The organism is Micromonospora tulbaghiae (assembly GCF_900091605.1).
GTDB lineage: Bacteria > Actinomycetota > Actinomycetes > Mycobacteriales > Micromonosporaceae > Micromonospora > Micromonospora tulbaghiae.
The window spans coordinates 194,839-214,223 of the sequence record NZ_FMCQ01000007.1 but is presented as its reverse complement, the minus strand read 5'-3'; the positions used below and the strand labels follow the sequence as shown (position 1 = coordinate 214,223).

15 protein-coding genes are annotated in these 19,385 nt (G+C 72.1%); 7 read left to right on the top strand and 8 right to left on the bottom strand.

Annotated elements, in window-relative coordinates:
* From GA0070562_RS21105 to GA0070562_RS21090, 4 genes are all read left to right on the top strand, one after another.
* A complete protein-coding gene (locus GA0070562_RS21105; protein WP_091424987.1) occupies nt 1-1,563 on the top strand; it encodes an alpha-amylase family glycosyl hydrolase in 1,563 nt (520 codons plus the stop codon).
* The gene (locus GA0070562_RS21100) at nt 1,553-2,851 is read left to right on the top strand and encodes an FAD-binding protein (protein WP_091424986.1); all 1,299 of its coding nucleotides are present in this window, start codon (nt 1,553-1,555) and stop codon (nt 2,849-2,851) included. Before GA0070562_RS21105 ends, GA0070562_RS21100 begins: the two co-directional genes overlap by 11 nt.
* On the top strand, nt 2,848-3,747 hold the full coding sequence (cysD, locus tag GA0070562_RS21095) for a sulfate adenylyltransferase subunit CysD (RefSeq protein WP_091424984.1): 900 nt from the start codon (nt 2,848-2,850) through the stop codon (nt 3,745-3,747). The genes GA0070562_RS21100 and cysD overlap by 4 nt, the downstream gene beginning before the upstream one ends.
* A gap of 67 nt (nt 3,748-3,814) precedes the next feature.
* Nucleotides 3,815-4,786: a DUF4432 family protein gene (locus GA0070562_RS21090; RefSeq protein WP_175438817.1), complete on the top strand. Its 972-nt coding sequence runs from the start codon at nt 3,815-3,817 to the stop codon at nt 4,784-4,786.
* Between the two features lie 41 nt (nt 4,787-4,827).
* Here the strand turns inward: GA0070562_RS21090 and GA0070562_RS21085 are convergent, their stop codons facing one another.
* Nucleotides 4,828-5,877 (bottom strand): LacI family DNA-binding transcriptional regulator, encoded by a 1,050-nt coding sequence (locus GA0070562_RS21085; RefSeq protein WP_225853188.1) that lies wholly within the window; start codon nt 5,875-5,877, stop codon nt 4,828-4,830.
* 400 nt (nt 5,878-6,277) lie between these two features.
* Here GA0070562_RS21085 and GA0070562_RS21075 point away from each other — a divergent pair, with 400 nt between their 5' ends.
* A complete protein-coding gene (locus GA0070562_RS21075) occupies nt 6,278-7,537 on the top strand; it encodes an MFS transporter (RefSeq protein WP_091424973.1) in 1,260 nt (419 codons plus the stop codon).
* 58 nt (nt 7,538-7,595) lie between these two features.
* Here the strand turns inward: GA0070562_RS21075 and GA0070562_RS21070 are convergent, their stop codons facing one another.
* Genes GA0070562_RS21070 through GA0070562_RS21040 form a run of 7 tightly spaced genes read right to left on the bottom strand, consistent with a single transcriptional unit; the run spans nt 7,596 to nt 16,339 of the window.
* The gene (locus GA0070562_RS21070) at nt 7,596-8,876 is read right to left on the bottom strand and encodes a sensor histidine kinase (protein WP_254663842.1); all 1,281 of its coding nucleotides are present in this window, start codon (nt 8,874-8,876) and stop codon (nt 7,596-7,598) included.
* Nucleotides 8,876-9,547 carry a response regulator transcription factor gene (locus GA0070562_RS21065; RefSeq protein ID WP_091424969.1) on the bottom strand — a complete coding sequence of 224 codons (672 nt, stop codon included), beginning with the start codon at nt 9,545-9,547 and terminating at the stop codon, nt 8,876-8,878. The genes GA0070562_RS21070 and GA0070562_RS21065 overlap by 1 nt, the downstream gene beginning before the upstream one ends.
* Nucleotides 9,548-9,599: 52 nt before the next feature.
* Complete coding sequence (locus GA0070562_RS21060) at nt 9,600-10,868, bottom strand: cation:proton antiporter (protein ID WP_091424968.1); 1,269 nt, start codon at nt 10,866-10,868, stop codon at nt 9,600-9,602.
* Nucleotides 10,865-12,199 (bottom strand): cytochrome P450, encoded by a 1,335-nt coding sequence (locus GA0070562_RS21055; RefSeq protein ID WP_208576669.1) that lies wholly within the window; start codon nt 12,197-12,199, stop codon nt 10,865-10,867. Before GA0070562_RS21055 ends, GA0070562_RS21060 begins: the two co-directional genes overlap by 4 nt.
* Nucleotides 12,196-13,272, bottom strand: coding sequence for an alpha-hydroxy acid oxidase (locus GA0070562_RS21050; RefSeq protein WP_091424964.1), 1,077 nt, complete (start codon nt 13,270-13,272; stop codon nt 12,196-12,198). The genes GA0070562_RS21055 and GA0070562_RS21050 overlap by 4 nt, the downstream gene beginning before the upstream one ends.
* Nucleotide 13,273: 1 nt before the next feature.
* Nucleotides 13,274-14,839 carry an NAD(P)-binding domain-containing protein gene (locus GA0070562_RS21045; RefSeq protein WP_091424961.1) on the bottom strand — a complete coding sequence of 522 codons (1,566 nt, stop codon included), beginning with the start codon at nt 14,837-14,839 and terminating at the stop codon, nt 13,274-13,276.
* Nucleotides 14,840-14,851: 12 nt separating this feature from the next.
* On the bottom strand, nt 14,852-16,339 hold the full coding sequence (locus GA0070562_RS21040; protein WP_091424959.1) for an aromatic amino acid ammonia-lyase: 1,488 nt from the start codon (nt 16,337-16,339) through the stop codon (nt 14,852-14,854).
* A 63-nt stretch (nt 16,340-16,402) separates the two neighbouring features.
* Between GA0070562_RS21040 and GA0070562_RS21035 the strand changes: the two genes are divergently transcribed.
* Nucleotides 16,403-17,947, top strand: coding sequence for an NAD(P)-binding domain-containing protein (locus GA0070562_RS21035; RefSeq protein ID WP_091424956.1), 1,545 nt, complete (start codon nt 16,403-16,405; stop codon nt 17,945-17,947).
* Nucleotides 17,937-19,370 (top strand): class I adenylate-forming enzyme family protein, encoded by a 1,434-nt coding sequence (locus GA0070562_RS21030; RefSeq protein WP_091424953.1) that lies wholly within the window; start codon nt 17,937-17,939, stop codon nt 19,368-19,370. Before GA0070562_RS21035 ends, GA0070562_RS21030 begins: the two co-directional genes overlap by 11 nt.
* Nucleotides 19,371-19,385 lie beyond the last annotated feature (15 nt).

Here is a 19,385-nt window from a genome sequence, read left to right as displayed (position 1 = left end):
ATGGACACCGAGGACTGGTGGCGCACGGCCGTCATCTACCAGATCTACCCGCGCAGCTTCGCCGACTCCGACGGCGACGGCGTGGGCGACCTGCGGGGCATCATCGAACACCTCGACCATCTGAACGGGGCGCCCGGATCGCTGGGCGTCGACGCGCTGTGGCTGTCCCCGTTCTACCCGTCGCCGCAGGCCGACTTCGGCTACGACATCAGCGACTACACGGCTGTCGATCCGGCGTACGGCACCCTGGCGGATTTCGCCGAACTCGCCGACGAGGTGCACCGGCGCGGCATGCGCCTGCTGGTCGACCTGGTCATGAACCACACCTCCGACCGGCATCCGTGGTTCGTCGAGTCCCGGTCGAGCCGGTCGAATCCCAGGCGGGACTGGTACATCTGGGCCGACGGCCGGGACGGCGGGCCGCCGAACAACTGGCTCAGCTCGTTCGAGCGGTGCGGGCCGGCCTGGACGCTCGACCCGGCCACGGGCCAGTACTACCTGCACAGCTTCACCCCGCAGCAGCCCGACCTGAACCTGCGCAACCCGCAGGTGCGTGCGGCGATCCGGGACGTGTGGCGGTTCTGGCTGGACCTGGGCGTCGACGGGTTCCGCATCGACGTGGCGCATCGGCTGTTCAAGGACGCCGCGTTGCGGGACAACCCGGAGCCGCTGGCCGCGTTCCGGCGACACCACAGCCATCCCGAACTGCGCCAGTTCAACATCGACCTGCCGGAGTGCCACGACCTGCTCCGCGAGCTGCGCGCCGTCCTCGACGGGTACGGGCCCGGCCTGCTGCTGGGCGAAGTCCCGATCAGCGACGACACGCGGCTGGTGCGGTACTTCGGCGCCGACGGCATGCACACCGCCTTCCATGTCGCCTTCTGGGAGCAGCCGTGGGACAGCGCCCGCTTCCGCCGCACGGTCGACGGCCTCTGCGCCCTGGCCGCACCCGACGCGTTGCCCACCTACGCGCTCGCCACGCACGACATCTCCCGGACGGTCAGCCGGTACGGCCTGCGGCAGGCTCGCGCGGCCGCTCTGATGCAGTTCACCCTGCGCGGTCTGCCCTGCGTCTACTACGGCGAGGAGATCGGCATGGCCGACTCCCGTCCGCCACAGGCCCTCGACGTCGACGACCGGGACGGGCAGCGGGTGCCGATGAACTGGGAGCCCACCGGTTCCGGGTTCACTGCCGGCAGCCCGTGGCTGCCGTTCGGGCCGGACATCGAGACCGCCAACGTCCGCGTGCAGGACGACGATCCGGCATCGATGTTGAACCTCTACCGCCGTCTCATCCGGTACCGGCGCGACTCCAAGGCGCTGCGGTTCGGCGATTACGAGTCACTGCCCTCGCCGAAGGACACCTACGTGTACCGGCGGCGCGCCGGCGGCGACGAACTGCTCGTCGCGCTCAACTTCGCCGACCGGCCGATCGTGGTGGGTCTCGGCGAGGGCACCGCCCGACTGGAGCTGTCGACCGACGCCGGCCGCGAACCGGGGACGGTGCGGCTCGCCGCAGTGTCACTCGGCGCCCTGGAGGGAGTGGTGCTCGGTGTCCGCTGAGCTGGCCAACTGGGCGGGCAACCTGCGGTTCAGGGCCCGCCGGGTACACCGCCCGACGACGCTGGACGAGGTGCGGGCGGTGGTGGCCGGGGCGGACCACATCCGGGCGCTGGGCACCCGGCACTCGTTCAGCGACATCGCCGACACCGCCGCCGACCTGGTGTCCCTGGAGGACATGCCGCCGGTGACGACTGTCGACGCGCGCAACGCCACTGTCACCGTCGCCGGCGGCGTACGCTACGCCGGGCTCGCCCGCGAGTTGCACGCCGCCGGGTTCGCGTTGCCCAACATGGCGTCGCTGCCGCACATCTCGGTCGCCGGGTCCTGCGCCACCGGCACGCACGGGTCCGGCGTACGGAACACGATCCTGGCCGGCTCGGTGCGGAGCCTGGAACTGGTCACCGCGGGCGGCGAGCTGGTCACGGTACGGCGGGACGACCCCGACTTCGCCGGCGTGCCGGTGAACCTGGGCGCCCTCGGCGTCGTCACGAGCCTGACGCTCGGCGTCGAACCGGCGTACGAGGTGAGCACGACGGTCTACCTCGACCTGCCGGTCAGGGCCGGGCTGGACCACTTCCGGGAGCTGATGTCGGACGCGCACAGCGTCTGCCTCTTCACCGACTGGGGAGCACCGGTCTTCAACCAGGTGTGGGTGATGGCACGTACCGACGATCCCCAGCCGAAGTCGCCCGGCCGGGAGTGGTTCTCCGCCTCACCGGCCACCCGCGACCTGCACCCGGTGAGCACCCAGCCGGCCGCCGCGTGCACCGGACAGCGGGGTGTGCCCGGTCCGTGGCACACCAGGCTGCCGCACTTCCGGCCGGAGTTCACGCCGAGCTCCGGGGAGGAGCTCCAGTCCGAGTACGCGGTGCCGGCCGGGCACGCCGTCGCCGCGCTGGAGGCGCTCGGTGAGATCGCCGGCGTGATCCATCCGGTCCTGCAGATCTGCGAGGTCCGTACGGTGGCTGCTGACGAGTTCTGGCTCAGCCCCGCGTACGGGACCGACGTGGTGACCATCCACTTCACCTGGATTCCGGACGCCGACCCGGTACGGCGGACCATCCGCGCGGTCGAGGCGAGCCTCGAACCGTTCCGCGCCCGGCCCCACTGGGCCAAGCTCACCGAGATGCCGCCCGAACGGATCCGGGAGCTGTTCCCCCGCCTCGCCGACTTCCGGGCACTGGCGCGCCGGTACGACCCCGGTGGCAAGTTCCGGAACGACTTCACGGACCGGTACCTCGGACCGGCCACCCGGCGGGGAGGACATGGAGACGGAGGCTCGCGGTGACGCTGCGCGTGTCGCACCTGGACGAACTCGAGGCGGAGAGCATCTTCGTGATGCGGGAGGTGGTGGCGGAGTTCGAACGGCCGGTGTTGCTCTTCTCCGGCGGCAAGGACTCGGTGGTGATGTTGCGGTTGGCGGAGAAGGCGTTCACCCCGGCGCGGATTCCGTTCCCCGTGTTGCACGTGGACACCGGCCACAACTTCCGCGAGGTGCTGGAGTATCGGGACGCGCGGGTGACGGCGCTGGGGTTGAGCCTGATCGTGGCCTCGGTGCCGGAGGCGATCGACGCCGGCCTGGTACGCGAGCCGGCGGACGGCACGCGCAACCGCATCCAGACACCCGTGCTGCTGTCCGCCGTGGAGAAGTACCGGTTCGACGCGTTGTTCGGTGGGGCGCGCCGAGACGAGGAGAAGGCCCGGGCGAAGGAGCGGATGTACAGCTTCCGGGACGAGTTCGGGCAGTGGGACCCGAAGAACCAGCGGCCGGAGCTGTGGGCGTTGTACAACGGCCGGCACCATGCCGGGGAGTCGATCCGGGTGTTCCCGCTGTCGAACTGGACCGAGTTGGACGTCTGGCACTACATCGCCCGGGAGAGGTTGCCGCTCCCCTCCATCTATTTCGCACACGAGCGTGAGGTGGTGGAGCGCAACGGCATGTGGTACGCCGTCAACGAGTTCCTGCGCCCGCGGCCGGGCGAGTCCTCCCGGCTGTGCCGGGTGCGCTACCGGACGGTGGGCGATGCCACCCAGACCGCGGCGGTGCTGTCGGAAGCGGACTCGGTGGAGAAGGTGATCGATGAGGTGGCCTCGACCCGGATCACCGAGCGCGGCGCGACCCGTGGGGACGACCGGGTCTCCGAGGCCGCGATGGAGGACCGCAAGCGGGAGGGCTACTTCTGACCGCGGGACCGCACACCACCGGACACCGGACCCCTGATCCGAATGGAGATCCATGGACGTCGCATCAGTGAGTGAACTCTTCGAACACGGCCTCGTCTCGGACCCGGACGCGGTGGTGGAGATCCGCGAGTCGATCGGCGACCCGCACTCCGGGCCCGGTGGGCGTTCGTACCGGGTCTGTCTCGCCGGTGGCCTTGCCTTCGAGGTGCTGTCGGAGCGCGGCCTCGACATCGGTGCCCTGTGGTGCCGCGGCATCCCGGTCGCCTGGCGTTCCCCCCTGCGGGCCGCCGGACCGGACACCGCTGCCGCAGGTGGCTGGGTGGGCCGGTTCACCGGGGGCATGCTGGCCACCTGCGGGCTGGACAACATCGGCCGCGCCCGTGACACGTACGGCCAGCACGGCACGCATCACCAGACCCGGGCGGTCGACGTGGTCGTACGCCGGACGACCGCACCGGCCGGGGTGGTCATCAGCGGGACCGTGCCGTCGGCCTCGGTCTTCGGCCGGCAGCTACTGCTCCATCGGGAGATCTCGTCCACCGCCGGCCGGACCGCCGTCACCGTGCGCGACACGATCGTGAACGAGGGCATCACCGCCGAGCCGGTCGGTCTCCTCTACCACCTCAACTTCGGCGCCCCGTTCCTCACGCCCGGAGTACGCGTGCGCACGCCCGCCGGACGCCACGTCCCCCGCGACGACGACTCGGACTGGCAGGTCTTTCCGCAACCGCTCGACGCCGTCGGAGAGGTGGTCTGGGAGCACGCCGGCTTCGCCGGTCGGTCCGCCGGCATCGTCGTGCACTCCCCTGCCGTCGGCATGTACGCGGAGGTGACCTGGGACGCCGCCGTCCTACCGCGGTGTTTTCAGTGGATCTATCCCGCGCGGCGCGGCTGGGCGCTCGCCGTCGAGCCGGCGAACGCGCCGCTCTTCGGCCCGGACCGTGAGCTGCCGCATGCCGGCGCGCCCGTGCTGGCACCGGGTGGGCGGATCGAGGCGGGCTTCACGCTCGTCCTCCACGACGGGAAGCCGCCCCGGTGAACGTCGAGGCCGTGCGGTGCCGGCCGGGCCGGCGTGACCGCTCAGCGGGGCGGTGGCGCAGTGCTGTCCCGGACCACCAGCTCGGCCGGCAGGACGTGGTGCTGCGGCACATGCGCGACGCCGGCGCGCGCGTCGGCGATCGCCCTGGTGAGAGCGGTAGCCGCAGCCTTGCCCTTGGCTTCGACGTCCTGGTGGACCGTGGTGAGGGCGGGGCGCAGCTGGGCGGCCAGCGGATTGTCGTCGAAGCCGACGACTGACAGATCCCGGGGTACGTCGATGCCGAGGTCGACCGCCGCCCGCAGGACACCGTGCGCGGTCGCGTCGGAGAAGCACAGGACGGCGGTGGGCCGGTCCGGCCGATCCAGCAACAGACGGGCTGCGGCCCGCGGCTCCTCGGGGTTCGCGCCCGGCTGGCGGGCCACGAGCGGAGTGATCCCCGCTTCGCCCAGCACGTCGCACCATCCGAGCAGCCGCTGCTTGGCGGCGTATCCGTCGATCGTCACGTCCGCCGGGTCGATCAGGCCGTGCGGCGGGTGCATGCCGGACATGAGCAGGCCGATTCGGCGGTGGCCCAGGTCGAGCAGGTGCCGGGCGGCGGCCCGGGCGCCGTGCCGGTCCGCCACGTTGATCGTCGTAACGGTCTCCAGTGGTTCCTGGTCGACGTACACCAGCGGCAGCCGGCGGCGGGTCAGGTAGTCGACCGCCGCCGAGGTCGGGTCGCAGGAGTAGATGAGCGCGCCGTCGATGGCGACGTCCCGGGCGGGGATGATGTCCCCGGAGTCCGCGGAGGTCAACAGCGTGAGGGCCAGCCCGGTCGGGGCCAGCCGTTCGGCGATGGCTCCGAAGAAGCTGGTGGCGACGAGGTCGGTGAACGCGAATCGCAGCGAGGACGTGAGCACGATGCCGACCGCGCCGGTGGTGCCCCGGGCGAGGGCACGGGCCGCCGGATCGGGGCCCACGTAACCCAGATCGTGCGCGGCGGCCAGGATCTCCCGCCGCAGGCCGGTGGAGAGCTGGTCGGGCTTGGAGAACGCGTTGGAGACGGTCATCCGACTGACGCCCACGCGGTCGGCGATGGTCTGCAGTGTCACCCGCCGCCCCACGTCGCCACCCCCCGGAGGAGTCCACCGGCCGGCTGGCACCGGCGATCCCAGGCTACCAGCGGCGGGAACGGGCGGCGGAGAGCAGACCAGCAGCCCTGTGCAGCGCTCGGGCCAAGCGGTGACGGCCCGGCCGCGGATGCGGCCGGCACGGGGCGCCGGGACGGGCGGCGGCCTGCTCGTGAGCCACCAGGCGGACCGACAGGACGAGAGCGACGGGAAATTCCACGACATCCTCCAGGTGACCGCGTCGGCGCGCTTCTCTATATCGGTACAGTAGGGCACACTGTACCGGTACAGGAACCCCATGACGGAGAGAAGCCGGCGCTTCGACCCCGCCCGCCGCCTTCGGGGCGGGATCCCCCGAGTCCGCTGGACAGAAGGAGCCGCCATGAGTGACGCCCCCGCCCTCGGCACCGACCAGATCGCCCGGCTCCGCCTTGCGACCACCATGTTCTTCGGCATCGGCGGGTTCCTGTTCGCGGGCTGGACAGTCCGGATTCCCGCCATCAAGGAACAGGTGCACGCGTCGGCCGGAGAACTGGGGCTCGCGCTGCTCGGCATCTCCGGGGCCGCGGTCCTCACCATGATGGTGACCGGGCGGCTGTGCCGGCGCTGGGGCAGCCGGCAGGTGACGATCGCCGCCGCCGCGTTGCTCTGCCTGGCCGTGGTGCCGCCCACCCTGACCCGGTCGCCGCTCGCCCTCGGCCTCACCCTGGTTCTCTTCGGAATCGGCTACGGCGCCATCGACGTCGCGGTCAACAGCGTCGCGGTCGACCTCATCGCCGTGGTGAAGCGGCCGATCATGTCCGGCCTGCACGCGGCGAACAGCATCGGCAGCCTGACCGGCGCCGGTCTGGGAGCGGTGCTGGCGCTGTGGCTCAGCCCGCTCACCCATATGCTGGTGGCCCTGCCGCTCGGCCTCGTGGCGACGTTCTGGTCGGCCGGACTGCTGATGTCGGCGCCGTTGCCCACGGCCCGGCAGCCGGAGATGTCGGCCGTCGCCGACAACGGCCGCGGGCGTGACCTCAGGTTCGTCGTGGTGATCGCCTCCGCGGCGGCACTCTGTGCGGCCTACAGCCAGGGCGCCCTGGACAACTGGGTTCCCCTGCACATCGAGACCGACCTCGACGGAAACTCAGCGGTCGCGGCCGCCGGATACGCCACGGTGGCCGGAACCCTCACCATCGGACGGATGGCCGGAGTACGTCTGATCGAGCGCTTCGGTCACTCCCTGGTAGTCGTCGGCGGCGGAGTCGCGGCGGCCGTCGGCGCACTGGTGATGGCGTTGTCCCCGGTGCTGTGGCTGGTCTTCGCCGGCCTGGTCGTCACCGGACTGGGGTTGTCCAACATCTTTCCGTCGGCCCTTGCGCTGGCCGGGGCGAAGGGAGGGCCGGACGGCATCGCCCTGGCGTCCACGCTCGGCTACGCCGGCATCCTGATGGCGCCCCCGACGATCGGCTTCCTGGCCGACGGCTTCGGGCTGCCGCGCGCGCTCACCCTCATCGCGGCCACTCTGCTGACGGCGGGGGCGCTGAGCTTCGTGGTCCGCCACCACATCGACGGCGCCGGCCGGGCCGACGACGCCAGGCAGGACGACGGCGCCGGGCAGACCGACGACCGGCCCGTCGCCGGTCCGGCGGTGCGCTGACCAGGACCGCCGGGCCCGGTTTCACCGACGACAGCGGCAACGGCCCAGCGGCCCGCGCTCACGTACCCGCTCCGAGTTGCCGCATCCGACGGTGCCCGATCCACGCCGCCCTGCCCGTCAGGCCCGGCGACCGTGTCATGGGAAGGCGCACCGTGAAGCGGGCTCCCCGCCCGGTCCGGCCCTCGGCCTCGATCGTGCCGTGGTGACTCGTCACGACCTCCTGGAGCAGGGCCAGTCCCAGGCCGTAGCGGCGGTCACCGGCGCCCGCGCCGCGGTGGAACCGGTCGAAGATCCGCCGGGCGTCCGCCTGGTCGAAACCCTTCCCGGTGTCGGCGATGACGATCTCGGCGACGTTCTCGACGGCCCGGAGCGTCACGTCGATCCGGCCGCCCGCGGGGGTGTGTGCCAGGGCGTTCGCGAGCAGTTCGCCGACGACCCGGCGCAGGGCCGACTCGACACCCGGCACCGGCAGCGGGGCGGCGGGGGTGTCCAGGGTGAGGGTGACCTGGCGCTCGGCGGCGCGTTCGGCCTCGGCGGCGAGCGTCGCGCCGATCAGCGAGGTGAGGTCGACCGGCGGGTCCGGTTCCCGGTCGGCGGGAGCGGCGGCGAGACGGGCCGAGAGCAGCAGATCGTCGACGATCTCACCCAGCCGGCGGGTCGTGCCGACCAGTCGGTCCAGGTCCTCCAGGTTCGTGGCGGCGCCGTCGTGGCGCGCCCGCCGCGCGATCAGCTGGGCCCGGGTGTGCACCTGGGCGATCGGGGTCCGCAGTTCGTGGCTGGCGTCCGCGACGAAGCGGCGCTGCCGGGTCAGGGCCTCCGCGAGTGGTGCGACGGCTCGACGTCCGACGACCATTCCGGTCAGCACGGCGGCGAGCAGCCCGACCACCGCCGCGAGGCTGAACGCGAGCAGGAGGTGCCGGCGGTCGGACAGCTGGAAACGGGCGTCGAACACCGCCTGGACCACACCGTCGCCGCGGGCCTCGGTGCGTACGTGGTAGGTCGTGCCGTTACGCGTGACAGTGGTGATCTCGGTGGCCCCGGTGGCCGCCACCGTGGCCAGCGCGTCGTGCAACGGGAAGCCCGGTGGTGGCGGGTTCGCGCCGGTGTGCACGGTGGCGCCCTCGTACTCGAAGATCCAGCTGCAGGCGGGCGGGCCGGCGATGGTGCCGTGTTCGGTGCCCCACGCCAGCTCGCGCTGGATCTGCGCGTCCTGGCCCCGGACCAGGACCGCGTAGGAGATGCCGCCCGCCAGCAACAGCAGGGCGCCGATGGTGAGGCCGACGAACAGGCCGATCCGGAGTCGGGTCCGCCGTACGATCGCCTGCTCGACCGCCTCCATCAGAGCGTTCCGAGGCGGTAGCCGAGGCCGTGCACGGTGCGTACCGCCGCACGGCCGAGCTTGCGCCGCAGGTAGTAGACGTAGGTGTCCACTATCGACGCCGCCGCGGCCTCCTCGAAGACCTTGCGGCGCAGCACCGCGCGTGGATGTACGGTGCTCGGCCGGGCCGCCAGCACGCGCAGCAGCTCGAACTCGCGGGTGGACAGGGCCACGCGGGTGCCGTCGGGCAGCACCGCTGCCCGTGGCCCCAGGTCGAGCAGACCGGCGCCGATGCGCAGCACGTCGGTCGACTCGGGCTTACGCCGGCACAGCGCCCGCACCCGCGCGCTCAGTTCGTCGAGGTCGAAGGGCTTGACCAGGTAGTCGTCGGCGCCCGCGTCCAGCCCGGCGATCCGGTCGTCGACCGTGCCGAGCGCGGTGAGCATCAGGGTCCGGGACGGGACCGCCCGGGCGCGCAGCCGGGCGACCAGGTCGAGGCCGTCGAGCGCCGGCAGCATCCGGTCGATGACCATCACGTCGTACGAGCGGGTCAGCCCGAGATGCAGCCCGCGCTGGCCGTCGAAGGCCCGGTCGACCAGGTAGCCTTCATGCCCCAGCGTCTCGGTGAGCATCTCGGTCAGATCCGCGTCGTCCTCGACCAGCAGCAGCCGGTTCGATCTTCCGCCCCGCATATGTTAACGATCCCATAGATGAAGACCGATGGAAGCATCGGTATTTGCATCTTCAACTATCTGAAACCGCCAGCGCGGGCGTGCGGACGTCGTCGGGCCGTTGCGCCTCCCGGCGCTCGATCCAGCTCAGCGCCGGCGTCGTCATCAACGTGGTGACCAGCGCGACCAGCACCAGCACGGTGAACAGGGACGGGTTCACGATGCCCGCCTCCAGTCCCACGTTCAGCGCGATGAGCTGCATCAGGCCGCGGGCGTTCATCAGCGCGCCCACCCGCAGCGCCACACCCGACGGCTCGCCGCGGAGCCTCGCCGCCGCCCAGCAGGCACCGAACTTGCCGGCGATCGCCACCGCCACGCAGGCCAGCGCGAACAGCAGGACCGGCAGGGAACCGAGCAGCCCGAACTCCGTGCGCAGACCCGAGTAGGTGAAGAACAGCGGCAGGAACAGCGTCGCGGCGACCGGGGTGAGCGTGTCCACGACCCGGTCGGTGTTGTCGGTGCGGGGCATCACCACGCCGACCGCGAACGCGCCGAAGACCGCGTACAGACCGATCTCGTCGGTGTACCAGGCGACCAGGAACAGCAGGGCGACGGTGCCGAGCAGCCGGGCGCGGTCGTTGAGGGCGCGGTGGGTCATCAGCGTGGAGGTGACCGTACGCCCGCCGAGCCAGAGCAGCAGTCCGAACAGGACCGCTCCACCGGCGGTGACGAGGGCGGGACCGGCCTCGCCGGAGGCGAAGGCCAGGACGGCCGCCAGCATGATCCAGGCGGCCATGTCGTCGATCGCGCCGCTGGCCAGGGAGAGGGTGCCGTGCCGGGTGCCGGCGTGCCCGTGTTCGGTGATGATCCGGGCCAGCATCGGGAACGCGGTGATGGCCAGCGCGACGCCGACGAACGCGGCCGAGACCCCGAGTGACGTCCCGTCGGCCCGGATCGGCACCGCGCCCGCCGTCACCAGGACGAGCAGCACACCCAGCACGAGCGGCGCGGTGACCCCGGCCAGTGAGATCACGCCGGCGGTGCCGGCGAGCCCGGTGACCCGGTGGGCGCTGAACGCGTACCCGGCCTGGAACATGAACAGCACCAGGCCGACCTGACCCACCACATAGAGGACCGGCAGCAGCGGGGCCGGGAACAGGGCGTTCTGCACGTCCGGCAGGAGGAGCCCGAGCAGCGACGGGCCCAGCAGGACGCCGGCGAGCATCTCGCTGACCACGGCGGGCTGGCCCGCCTTGCCGAGCAGCCAGGCGACCCCCTTGCAGAAGATCAGGATCACTGTGACAGCGATGAAGAATCGCGGCGCCAGCTCCGTTGGTGTCATCGGACAGCCCTCTCGAAGTAGTCGGTGCACAACCGCTGCCGGCGGGCGTCGATCACCATCCAGGTGCCGAACACCAGTTGCCGGACGCTGCGGCCCACGTCGGCCCACCGGTCCCGCGACCGCATCGCGGCCAGCCGCAGCCGCCCCGGGCCGGTGCACCCGGCCGGAGTCAGATACGCCGGGCCCCGGCTGGGCAGCGAGCGGGTGTGTGAGGCCGAGGAGGTCAGGACGTAACGGCGCAGCACCTCGCGGGTCGCGGCGCGCATCATCACCGGCGCGACGCCGCGGGCCGGGCAGGCCCGGTTCGCGGTGACCCCGTACGGGATGAAGTGCGCGTCGCCACGCTTGAGCGTCAGCCACCGGTCCGGATCGAACCGGTCGTCGCCGGCGGCTCCGCCGCGGTGGAACGCCAGGTAGTTGAAGAGCAGTACGGTTCCGGCCGGCAGGGACACGCCGGTGGGCAGCGTGATCGGCGCCGACGTGATCCGGTGCGCCACGCCGAAGAGCGGATGCACCCGCAGCGTCTCGTCGATCACCCGGTCCAGCGCCTCGTCGTCGTCGAGTCCCCGCTGGAGCGCGGGACGTGTGGCGAGGGCGAGCAGCACGTGCGCCATCGCCTCGGACATCTGCACAACGGCGGTGTTGAAGAAGGCGCCCTGGAGATACCAGGCCGTCTCCCGGGTGGTGAACGGCGGCGGCAGCGTCACCGGGCAGGTCCCCGCCTCGATCCGGTCGTGCAGATACCCGGTCAGCCGGTCGCGCCGCCGCATGTGCCGCAGGCCGGTGCACTTGAGCCCGTTGACCACGTCGTCGGCGTTGGCGACGATCAACGCCCGGGCATCAGGGGGGCACGTCTCGCCGAAGACGAGTTCGTAGTAGACCTCGGCCCAGACCGGCATCATCAGATCGCGCAGCCGGACGTGGCTGGTCCGGCCGGCCGGTAACCGGTCGAGCACCCGCCGGGTGGCGGCGGTCGCGAGGTCGTCGCAGCGCCCACGCCGTACCGCGAGCACCCGCCGGGTGGTGGCGGCCACGGTCCGGTAGCGCTCCCCCGGCTCCAGATGCTCCTGGTGCATGTGCGGTCCGGGGGCCAGCCAGTACCAGAACAGGTCCGACAACCCGGCTCCCCGGCTGCGCCCGTCCGCCGCCGGATCGGAGTACACCCGCTCGAAGTGCTCCATGCCGACGGTGGGGCCCGGCACCGGTACGCCCTCGACGCCGTTGACCTTGATGAACACCCACTCGCGCAGCCGGACCACAGTGCGGGGAAGCCAGTACGGGACGGTCCACGCGATCCCCGCCAGGACCAGCAGGACGATCAGGACGCTCATCCGCATGCCACCGTGGCGACCAGGTCACCGCGCAGGTCGGCCGGGCCGGTGACGCCGGCCAGCGCCAGCGCCCGGTCGAGGTCGGCGTGCAGCAGGTCGAGCACGTGGCGTACCCCGGCGGCGCCGCCCACCGCGAGCCCCCACAGCACCGGGCGGCCGACCAGCACCGCGCTCGCGCCGAGCGCCAGCGCCACCAGGACGTCGGTTCCCCGGCGGACGCCGCCGTCGAGCAGCACCGGCAGCCGCCCGCCGACGGCCTCGACGACGGCCGGCAACGCGTCCAGGGTGGCGAGCGCCCCGTCGAGCTGCCGGCCGCCGTGGTTGGAGACCAGCAGACCGTCGAGACCGTACGAGACGGCCAGCGCCGCGTCCGCGGGATGCAGCACCCCCTTCAGCAGGATCGGCAGCCTGGTGACCTCACGCAGCCAGGTGATCCGGGCCCAGTCCAGCCCGGCGTCCATCCCGATGTCGCGCACCCGGCCGCTCGCGTCGCGCATGTTCTCGCAGACCATCCCGGGCGGCAGGTCGGCGAAGCCGTGCCGCAGATCGCGTTCCCGCCGGCCGAACACGGGCGAGTCGACGGTGACGACAAGAGCCGAGCAGCCGGCCGCCTCCGCCCGCCGTACCACCGATGCGGTGAAGTCGAGGTCCGCCTGCGGGTAGAGCTGGAACCACAGCGGCCCGCCGGCGGCGGCGATCTGCTCGACCGGCCGGGTGGCCGCCATGCTGACCACCATGATCGTGCCCGCCTCGGCGGCGGCGCGTGCGGTGGCCAACTCGCCCTCGGGGTGGGCCAGCCGGTGGAACGCGGTCGGCGCGATCAGCACCGGCATCGAGATCCGCGTGCCGAGCAGCGAGATCCGCAGGTCGCGCCGGACCGCGCCGCGCAGGACGCGGGGCACCAGGTAGCGCCGGGCGAACGCCGCCTCGTTGGCGCGGACGGTGCGTTCCTCACCGGCCCCACCGGTGAAGAAGTCCCAGTGCACCGGGTCCAGGCGGCCCCGCGCGTCGGCGGCCAGCTCGGCCAGGTTCAGCGCCGGGCCGTCCAGCGCGGTGCCGTCCAGCGGACGCATCTCAGCCCTCGACACCGCTCAGGCAGCGGTCGACGAACGCGACCAGCGGCGCGACGTGGGTCTCCGGCCGATCCCACCGGTTCTCCAGGTTCTCCGCCAGGTGGTGGGTGGCGACGACCCGGCCCGCCCGGTGGTGGCGGACGACCGGATGCAGGTAGGCGGCGTCGTGGGCCTGACCGGGGACGTCCTGGGCGACCCGGCTGACGGTGACGTCGAACGGATCCACCTGATCGTGCTCGGGGCCGTACTCGAGGGTGACGACGAAGGCGTCCGTGTAGTCGTGGTCAGCGGTACGCAGGCCGGTGCCGGTGAAGTACTCGACCGGCACCTCGTCGTGGTAGCGCGCGTCGGATCCCGCCACGGTGACCACGTCGGCGAGGAAGCCGAACTGCTGCCACAGGGCGGAGGTGCGGTTGAGCCGCGCGACGACGGCGTCGGCGATCAGCGCCGGGGTGGCGTCGAGCTTCTCCGCCGGCCACGGCGTGTCCCCGTACCGTCGCTCCAGGATCCGGTGCAGCGCCCGGACGGCGTACCGGAAGCCGTGGATGAACCCGCTCGTCGAGCGTTTGAAGTCCCGTTCCTGGCTGATCGTGCCGGCGAAGTAGAGGCCGGGTACGTTCACCGACTCCCACTCCGGCGTCTGCGCCGGGAAGCGGTCCCGGATCGCCAGTTGCGGACGGCAGGTGTCGTCGAAGATGGACGCGTCGAAGGCGAACCCGGTGCAGGCGAGCACCCGGTCGTACCGCAGTTCCTTGACCACCTCGTCGGCGCGGGTGAACGAGAACGTCACGGTGAAACCGGCGCCGTCGCGCTCGATGCGTCTGACGTCGCCGTCCAGGATCGCGTTCGCCGACTTCAGCTGGTAGGTGTCGAGGAAGTTGTTGTTCACCGCGCGCAGGTGCCCCACGTAGTGCGTACGCCAGGCCATCCGCACCGAACTCGGCCCGGCCAGGTGGATCAGCTCGGTTGTCTCCATCAGGTTGTCCGCGGTCTCGAACGCGGAGTTCCCCTTGCCGATGATCAGCACCTTCTGGTCGAGGTAGTCGCGCGGGTCGACGGACATCTCCGCGTACTGTTCGGCGAGTTCCAGCCCCGGGATCTCCGGCCGGTACGGCTTGGAGACGCCGGTGGCGACGATCAGCCGGCGCGCCCGGAAGACCTCCTCCCCCGCCTGGACCTCGAACAGTCCGTCGACCTTGCGGACCGACGTCACCCGGGAGTCGTACCGGACCCGCGCCCCCGTCTTCGCGGCGAAGTCCGCCAGGTAGCGGACCATCACGTCGGCGTCGGGAAAGTACCGCTCCGTGTAGCCGGTGAACCGCAGCGCCGGGTCGTCGCTGAGCAGTGAGTTCCAGTCCAGCCGCAGGTTCAGCTCCGGGTCGTCCGAGCCGGTGTGCGGCTTGTTGATGGAGATCAGTTGCCGGTGGCGGGGAAAGGTGGCGAAGAACGCCCCCGGGATGTCCGCCTGTTCCAGGACCAGATAGTCGCGCTTGCCGTCGGCCTCCAGCAGAGCCGCGAGTTGCAGGCCCGCCGGCCCGGCCCCGACGATCAGGTAGTCAAGCGTCATGTGCGCCCACTCTCAGGAGAAAGAAACGGAGAAATCCGCGATCACGTCGGCCGCGCGGCGCACGTCACCGTCAAGCGGCCGGTCCGGGTCGACCGGCGGTACGGCCGCGGCCACCGCGGCGAGCGCCCCGGCGCAGCCGGACGCGGTCGGCGTACGCGCACCCACGTACGCCGCCTGGCGCAGCCCCAGCGCGAGCGACCCGACGACGAGATGCAGCAGCCGGGCCTGGTCCAGCGCCCGCAGCGCGGCCTGGGTGCCGAGCGGGACGACGTCCTGGTTGTGCAGGTTGGTCGGCACGCTCTGCATGCTCGCGGGCATGGTGTCCCGGCGGATCTCGGTGACCAGCGCGGTCGCCGCCAGTTGCACGCCCTGGAGCCCGTGCTGCTGTCCCGGGCCGGCGGCCAGCATCGGCGGCAGGCCGCCGTTGCGGTTCGGGTCGACGAGCAGATCCAGTTGCCGTTCGGCGAGGTTGCCGACCTGCGCCACGACCATCGACAGCACGTCGGCGGCGAACGCGGCCGGCTGCCCGAAGAAGTTGCCGCCGTGCACCACGAGGTCGTCGTCGGGGAAGAACAGCGGGTTGTCGGTGACGCTCGCGAGGTCGGCCGCCACCACGGCGTCGACGTGGCGCAGGGCATCCTCGGCCGCGCCGAGCAGTTGCGGCGTGCAGCGGATGCTGTACGGCTCCTGCAGCGGACGCCCGCCCGACGCGACGAGTCCGTCGCTGATCCGCCGCATCCGCGCGCCCACGTCGATCGCGCCCGGATGGCCGTACGCGGCCAGCAGCCGGGCGTCGAGGAACTGCGTGTCGCTGCCGAGCAGATCGGCGAGCAGGCAGGTGAGCACCTGGACCGCCCGGTGTGCGGCGCGGGCCGCGTGCAGCGCCAGCGCTGTCGCCGTTGTGGTCAGGGATGTGCCGTTGACCAGGGCGAGCGCGTCCCGGCCGTCCAGCGGCAGCGGTTCGAGCCCGGCCAGCTTCAGCGCCTCGGCCGCGGGCATCCGTACCCCGTCCAGGTAGGCGTGGCCGCGACCCCGTAACGCCTGGGCTGCCGCGCCGAGCGGAATCAGGTCACCGCTGGCGCCGACCGAGCCCAGCCGGGGCATCGCGGGGACGAAGGTGGTCGCGAGCACCGCCGCGAGGGCGTCGATCACGTGCGGGGACACGCCCGACGCGCCGCGGGCCAGTGAACCGGCCCGCAGCAGCAGCGTCGCGCGGACCACCTCCGGGTCGAGGTCCGGGCCCTGACCGGCGCCGAGGTGGGCGAGCGTGTTGTCGGCCTGGTCGCGCAGGTCGGCGCGGCCCGCGTACCCGACGAGGGCGCCGAAGCCGGTGGTGGCGCCGTACACCGCGCGGTCGCCGCCGAGCACCGCGGACAGGAACGTACGGGCGGCCGTGACCCGGTCGCGGACCTGCGGTCCGACCACGACTTTGATCGGGTCACGGGCGGCGCGGAGATCCGCGATCCGCAGTGGGACATCGAGGTCCACCTCTGTCGTCATGCGATCGGACCCTAGAGACGAATTCTCAGAACGCTCTGAGATCGAGTCGCTACGTTGCGGCGCATGACGCTCGACTATCTGATCATCGGAGCCGGACCGGCCGGGTTGCAGCTCGCTCACCTGCTCGAGCGCGACGGCCGCGACCATCTGGTCCTGGAGGCCGGCCCGACGCCGGGCACGTTCTTCACCACCTATCCCCGGCACCGGCAACTCATCTCGATCAACAAGGTCTGGACCGGCTCCGACGACCCGGAGTTCAACCTGCGCGCGGACTGGAACTCACTGCTCACCGACGATCCGGCGCTGCTGTTCAAGAACTACAGCCGGCGCTACTTCCCGGACGCCGCGGACCTGGTGCGCTACCTCGCGGACTTCGCCCGCGGCCTGCGGGTCAGGTACGACACCCGGGTCACCCGGGTCGCGCGCGACGGCGACCTGTTCACCGTCCACGCCGGCGACGACACCCTCACCGCCCGCCGCGTCGTCGTCGCCACCGGCGTGTCCCAGCTGTACGTCCCGCCGATCGACGGCGCCGAACTCGCCGAACGGTACGACACCGTCAGCGTCGACCCGGACGACTTCACCGACCAGCGCGTCCTCATCATCGGCAAGGGCAACTCCACCTTCGAGACCGCTGACGCGCTCGTCGAGACCGCAGCCGTCATCCACGTCGCCGGCCCGCACTCGGTCAAGCTGGCGTGGCAGTCGCACTACGTCGGGCACCTGCGTGCGGTGAACAACAACTTCCTCGACACGTACCAGCTCAAGTCGCAGAACGCGGTCCTCGACGGCACCGTGGAACGGATCGCCCGGCGCGACGACGGCGGCTACCGGATCGACTTCCGGTACGCCCGCACGGTCGAGGCGATCCGGCAGATCGACTACGACCGGGTGATCCTCTGCACCGGATTCCGGTTCGACGCGAGCATCTTCGACCCGTCCGCCCGGCCCCGGCTCGTCATCAACGACCGCTTCCCCGAGCAGACCTCGGCGTACGAGTCGGTGAACGTCCCCGGCCTGTACTTCGCCGGCACCCTCACCCAGCAGCGCGACTTCAAGCGCTCGACCAACGGGTTCATCCACGGCTTCCGGTACGGCGTGCGGGCCCTGCACCGGATCCTCGACGCCCGCCACCACGACACGGCCTGGCCGGCCGCGCCACTGGAGGTCACCCCGGAGGCGATCACCGACGCGATCATCGCCCGGATCAACCGCACCTCGGCGCTGTGGCAGCAGTTCGCCGTCCTCGGCGACGTCGTCGTCGTCTCCGGCGACACCGCGCGGTACCACGAGGAGGTGCCGGTCGCGTACCTGCACGACGGCGGCCTGGGCCCGGAACCGTTCGCGTTCGTGGTCACCCTGGAGTACGGGCCGGACCACGACCAGGTCGACCCCTTCGACATCACGGTGCCGCGGATCGCCGAGAACGACGCCGCGCACGCGCACGACGCCAGCTACCTGCACCCGGTCGTCCGGGTGCACCGCGGCGGCCGGGTCGTCGCGGTGCACCACCTCGCGGAGAACCTGGAGAACCACTGGAACCTGCCGGACGTCCACCACCAGCCGCTCGTGCTCTTCGTCAAGGGCGTCCTCTCCGATGCCGGCTGAGGTCTGGCCCCAGCCCGTGCTGGACCTGCTCGCCGCCGGCGACGACCGGCCGGTCTTCGAGGAGGGCGACCGGATCGTCACCACCGCCCAGCTGTACCGGATGGTCCGTCGCATCACCGCCGGCCTCCGGGCCGCCGGCGCCGGCCCCGGCGTCGGGGTGGCCCTGCGGCTCGGCGTCACCGCGGAGGCGTTCGCGACGATCATCGCGGCGTTCGCGGTCGGCGCCCGGGTCTCCGGGATCCGCCCCGACCTGAGCCCGGCGCACCGCGCCTGGCAGCTCGGCGGCACCACGCTGCTGGTCGACGACGCGCGGGCGGCCGAGCTGGCGCGGACCCCCGACGACGGAAGGCCGCTGATCGCCGCCGGACGCCCGGACGACGTCGCCCGGATCATCTGGACCAGCGGCAGCACCGGCAGCCCGAAGGGCTGCGCGCAGACGTACGCGGCGATGAGCGCGGCCTGGGCGCCGTACCCGGATCGCTGGCCGCCGGCGGTCGCGGACCTCGCCACCCGGCTCCAGCGCTATCTCGTCTTCGGTTCGCTCAGCAGCCAGGTGATGCTGGAGTACGGCATCCTCACCCTGGCCGCCGGTGGCACCCTGGTCGCGGCCCGGCCCGCCGGTTTCCCGGGAATGATCGCCCGGCACCGGGCGACCGCGAGCGTGATCACCGTGGGCAAGCTGAACCAGCTCGTGCGGGACCAGCGCACCGATCCGGCCGACCTGAGCAGCCTGCGGGCCCTGCTGGTCTCCGGCTCCCCGCTCCCACCGGGCCGGCTCGCCGAGGCGCTCGACGTGCTCGGCCCCGTCGTCTTCCACGGCTACGGCCAGACCGAGACCGGCATGATCACAATGGTGACGCCGGCCGAGATGCTGGCGTCCCCGGCCGCGCTCGCCTCGGTCGGCCGGCCTCCCCCGGTGACCACGCTGTCCATCCGGGACGCCGACGGCCGTCCCGCCTCCGAGGGGGAACTGTTCGTCCGGACACCGGCGCAGTCGGCCGCCTACTGGAACGATCCGGTCGAGACCGCCGAGGTGTTCGTGGACGGCTGGGTCCGCACCCGCGACCTGGCCCGGCTGGACGGCGACGGCTACCTGCACCTGCTCGGCCGGATCCGGGACGTCGTCATCGTGCAGGCCAACCTGGTGTACGCCGGCCCGATCGAGCGGATCCTCGCCGCGGACCCCACTGTCGCCGAGGCGTACGTCGTCGGCCGTCCCGACGACGTGACCGGGGAGGCGGTGCACGCGTACGTGGTGCCGGCCGCCGGTTGCGTGCCGGACGCCGGGCGGCTGCGTGCGGTGGTGGCGGAGGCGCTGGGCGAGGCGTCGGTCCCGCAGAGCATCCAGCCGATCGAGCGGGTTCCGGTGGCGCCGAGCGGTAAGCCGGACAAGCGTGCCCTGGCCTACATGACGATCAGGTGAGCCGCCGGATCCTCG

What these genes read in the sequence shown, in the direction of transcription:
- GA0070562_RS21045 (WP_091424961.1), bottom strand. Translation starts at nt 14,839, where the DNA reads ATGACGCTTGACTACCTGATCGTCGGGGCCGGGCCGGCGGGCCTGCAA.
- GA0070562_RS21075 (WP_091424973.1), top strand. Translation starts at nt 6,278, where the DNA reads ATGAGTGACGCCCCCGCCCTCGGCACCGACCAGATCGCCCGGCTCCGC.
- GA0070562_RS21035 (WP_091424956.1), top strand. Translation starts at nt 16,403, where the DNA reads ATGACGCTCGACTATCTGATCATCGGAGCCGGACCGGCCGGGTTGCAG.
- GA0070562_RS21050 (WP_091424964.1), bottom strand. Translation starts at nt 13,272, where the DNA reads ATGCGTCCGCTGGACGGCACCGCGCTGGACGGCCCGGCGCTGAACCTG.
- GA0070562_RS21055 (WP_208576669.1), bottom strand. Translation starts at nt 12,199, where the DNA reads ATGAGCGTCCTGATCGTCCTGCTGGTCCTGGCGGGGATCGCGTGGACC.
- GA0070562_RS21030 (WP_091424953.1), top strand. Translation starts at nt 17,937, where the DNA reads ATGCCGGCTGAGGTCTGGCCCCAGCCCGTGCTGGACCTGCTCGCCGCC.
- GA0070562_RS21060 (WP_091424968.1), bottom strand. Translation starts at nt 10,868, where the DNA reads ATGACACCAACGGAGCTGGCGCCGCGATTCTTCATCGCTGTCACAGTG.
- GA0070562_RS21105 (WP_091424987.1), top strand. Translation starts at nt 1, where the DNA reads ATGGACACCGAGGACTGGTGGCGCACGGCCGTCATCTACCAGATCTAC.
- GA0070562_RS21070 (WP_254663842.1), bottom strand. Translation starts at nt 8,876, where the DNA reads ATGGAGGCGGTCGAGCAGGCGATCGTACGGCGGACCCGACTCCGGATC.
- GA0070562_RS21065 (WP_091424969.1), bottom strand. Translation starts at nt 9,547, where the DNA reads ATGCGGGGCGGAAGATCGAACCGGCTGCTGCTGGTCGAGGACGACGCG.
- GA0070562_RS21040 (WP_091424959.1), bottom strand. Translation starts at nt 16,339, where the DNA reads ATGACGACAGAGGTGGACCTCGATGTCCCACTGCGGATCGCGGATCTC.